Below are 3,387 nucleotides of genomic sequence, written 5' to 3' on the forward strand. Positions count from 1 at the left end.
GCGTACGCCTCGGCCGCACCCCGCCGGCCCGCCGGTTCACCCGGGGACCGAGTCTCGTCCACCGCGGCGGGGTCCGCCCTCCGGAGGAGAAAGTTCTCACCGAACGGCGAGGTGCGGTGCCAGGGCACGCGAGCCCAGCAGGATCCACCGGAAGCGGCCTACGGCGCGAGTACGCGAAGATGGGTGCGGAGTCCCGCCCGGGTCCGCCGCGCGCCACGCGGTGGGGCAGGGGGCCGGGCAGGTCGGCCGGGGCTCCGCGTCCGGAAAGAAAGCGAAGGTCATCTCCATGCCCGCTGCCGTACCCTCCCACCCGCCGGTTCCCGCCGACGGGCACACCGTCATCCAGGTCCGGGGAGCCCGTGAGAACAATCTGCGCAACATCGATATCGATCTGCCCAAACGCCGCCTCACGGTCTTCACCGGAGTCTCCGGGTCCGGCAAGTCGAGCCTGGTCTTCGGCACCATCGCCGCCGAGTCGCAGCGGCTGATCAATGAGACGTACACGGCGTTCATCCAGTCGTTCATGCCGAGCCAGGGCCGCCCCGACGTCGACGCGCTGCACAATCTGAGCGCCGCCATCGTCGTCGACCAGGAGCGGATGGGCGCGAACTCGCGCTCCACGGTCGGCACCGCGACCGACGCCTACACCATGCTGCGGATCATCTACAGCCGCCTCGGCACCCCCCACATCGGGACCTCCGGCGCCTTCAGCTTCAATCTGCCCGAGGGCATGTGCCCCCGGTGCGAGGGGCTCGGGCAGGCGTCCGACATCGACATCGACCAGCTCGTCGACCGGGAGAAGTCGCTCAACGACGGCGCGATCAACGTCCCCGGCTACCCCGTCGACTCCTGGCCATGGTCCATCATCGTCGCTTCCGGCTTCTTCCCCGCCGACAAGAAGCTGAAGGACTTCACCGACCAGGAGTGGGAGGACTTCCTCCACAAGGCGCCCGTCAAGGTCAAGGTGGGTTCCAACAACTTCACCTACGAGGGCCTCGTCGGCAAGATCCGGCGGAGCTGGCTGGTCAAGGACCGTGAGGCCCTCCAGCCCCATATCCGGTCCTTCGTGGACCGCGCCGTGGTCTTCACCCGGTGCCCGGAGTGCGACGGCACCCGGCTCACCCGCGCCGCCCTCTCCTCCACCATCGACGGTGTGAACATCGCCCAGTGCTCGGCGATGCAGATCAGCGACCTCGCCGCGTTCGTCCGCACCCTGGACGACCCGGGCGCGGGCCCGCTGCTGGACGGTCTGGGCCATCTGCTGGAGTCCCTGGACGAGATCGGGCTCGGCTATCTGAGCCTGGACCGGCCCGCGTCCACCCTCTCCGGCGGGGAGGCGCAGCGGGTGAAGATGGTGCGTCACCTCGGCTCCAGCCTCACCGATGTGACCTACGTCTTCGACGAGCCGACCATCGGACTGCACCCGCACGACATCCAGCGTATGAACGATCTGCTGCTCCTCCTGCGGGACAAGGGCAACACGGTGCTCGTGGTCGAGCACAAGCCCGAGGTGATCGCGATCGCCGACCATGTGGTGGACCTGGGACCCGGAGCGGGCGAGGCCGGCGGCGAGATCTGCTTCACCGGGGACGTCGAGGGGCTGCGCGCCTCCGGCACCCTCACCGGACGCCATCTGGAACACCGGGCCCGGCTGCGCGAGAGCGTCCGCCCGCACCTCGGTCAGCTCTCCATCAGGGGCGCCGATCTGCACAATCTGAAGGGCGTCGACGCCGACATCCCCCTCGGTGTGCTCACCGTCATCACCGGAGTCGCCGGCTCCGGCAAGAGTTCGCTGATCCACGGCTACCTCGCCGACCGCGAGGGCGTGGTCGTCGCCGACCAGTCACCGATCCGGGGCTCCCGCCGCTCGAACCCGGCCACCTACACCGGACTCCTCAACCCGATCCGTACGGCCTTCGCCAAGGCGAACGGTGTCAAGGCCGCCCTGTTCAGCGCGAACTCGGAAGGCGCCTGCCCCAACTGCAACGGGCTGGGGCTCGTCTACACCGACCTGGCGATGATGGCCGGGGTCGCCTCGCGGTGCGAGGAGTGCGAGGGGCGGCGGTTCACCCCCAAGGTGCTCACCCATCTGCTGCGGGGCAAGAACATCAGCGAGGTCCTCGGGATGTCCGTCGCCGAGGCGTACGACTTCTTCCCCACCGGCCAGGCGCACACCATCCTCGGGCGGCTCACCGATGTGGGGCTGAGCTATCTGCGCCTCGGCCAGCCGCTGAACACCCTCTCCGGCGGCGAGCGCCAGCGGCTCAAGCTGGCCATCCACATGGCCGAGAAGTCCTCGACGTACATCCTCGACGAGCCGACCACCGGACTCCACATGGCCGATGTCGACAAGCTCCTCGCCCTGCTGGACCGGCTCGTCGACGAGGGCAACTCGGTCGTCGTCATCGAGCACCACCAGGCGGTGATGGCCCACGCCGACTGGCTGATCGACCTCGGACCCGGCGGCGGCCACGACGGCGGAGAGATCGTCTTCACCGGCACCCCTGCCGAGCTGGTTGCCTCCGCCGACACGCTCACGGCGCAGCACCTCAGGCAGTACGTGGGCGGCTGACGGGTCCCGCTCCGGGACACGGGGCGGCCGCCGGGCCGGGACACCTTCCGGCCGACGACCGCCCCGTCCACCGGGACGGCCCCGGGCGCCCAGGACGACGGGCCCGGACGCGGGCGCGGGCGCGGGCCGGTCAGCGGTTCGCCGCCGGGGAGGCGGGCCCACCATGTACGCCCCCGGGCGTTCAGGCGTTCGCCGCCGTCGCCGAGCCGTCGCTGCGCGGGTCGGTCGCCGCGTGGAAGCGGCCGTCGGGAGTACGGCGTACGAGCTGACCGTGGCCGACCTGTTCGTCCAGGTCGGCACAGATCCGGATGCGGTATCCGCTCCCGCGCAGGGCGGCCACGGCGGCGTCGGGGACGGTGTTCTCCACGGAGGCCACCCCGGCGGGCTCGTCGACGCCCAGGCCGCCGATCACCCAGCGGGGGCGGGCGAGCGCGACGGCCGGATCGTCGCCCGCGTTCAGCCGCAGCGCCAGCTGGGCGTGGATCTGGGGCTGTGCCTTGCCGCCCATGGTGCCGTGGGCGCCGGTGATGACACCGGCGCGGCGGGTGAGGACCGGCATCAGTGTGTGCGCGGGCCTGACGCCCCCGCCGAGCCGGTTCGGGGAGCCGGGGGCCAGATCGAAGAACGAACCTCGGTTGTGCGGGACGATGCCGGTCGCGGGGTCCAGGATGCCGGAACCGAAGCTGTGGAACAGGCTCTGGATGAGGGAGACGGCAAACCCCTCCTCGTCGGCCGCGACCACGGCCACGGTGTCGCCGCTGGGCCGGGCGCCGGTGGCCCGGGGGGCGGGCCCGGCCTGGGGCGCGGGCGGCGGC

Annotated in this window: 2 protein-coding genes; one reads left to right on the forward strand and one right to left on the reverse strand. The window is 71.2% G+C overall.

All coding sequences use genetic code 11. The features are described 5' to 3' along the window. The first annotated feature begins 286 nt into the window (after positions 1–286). Positions 287–2,572 carry an ATP-binding cassette domain-containing protein gene (locus ACWF94_RS36790; protein ID WP_453498986.1) on the forward strand — a complete coding sequence of 762 codons (2,286 nt, stop codon included), beginning with the start codon at positions 287–289 and terminating at the stop codon, positions 2,570–2,572. Between the two features lie 181 nt (positions 2,573–2,753). On the opposite strand, the gene ACWF94_RS36795 is transcribed toward ACWF94_RS36790, so the two are convergent. After that, the coding region (locus ACWF94_RS36795; protein ID WP_453498988.1) for a gamma-glutamyltransferase at positions 2,754–3,387 on the reverse strand (634 nt) is incomplete at its 5' end.

This window comes from Streptomyces sp. NPDC055078, from assembly GCF_053607985.1.

What these genes read in the sequence shown, in the direction of transcription:
- ACWF94_RS36790 (WP_453498986.1), top strand. Translation starts at nt 287, where the DNA reads ATGCCCGCTGCCGTACCCTCCCACCCGCCGGTTCCCGCCGACGGGCAC.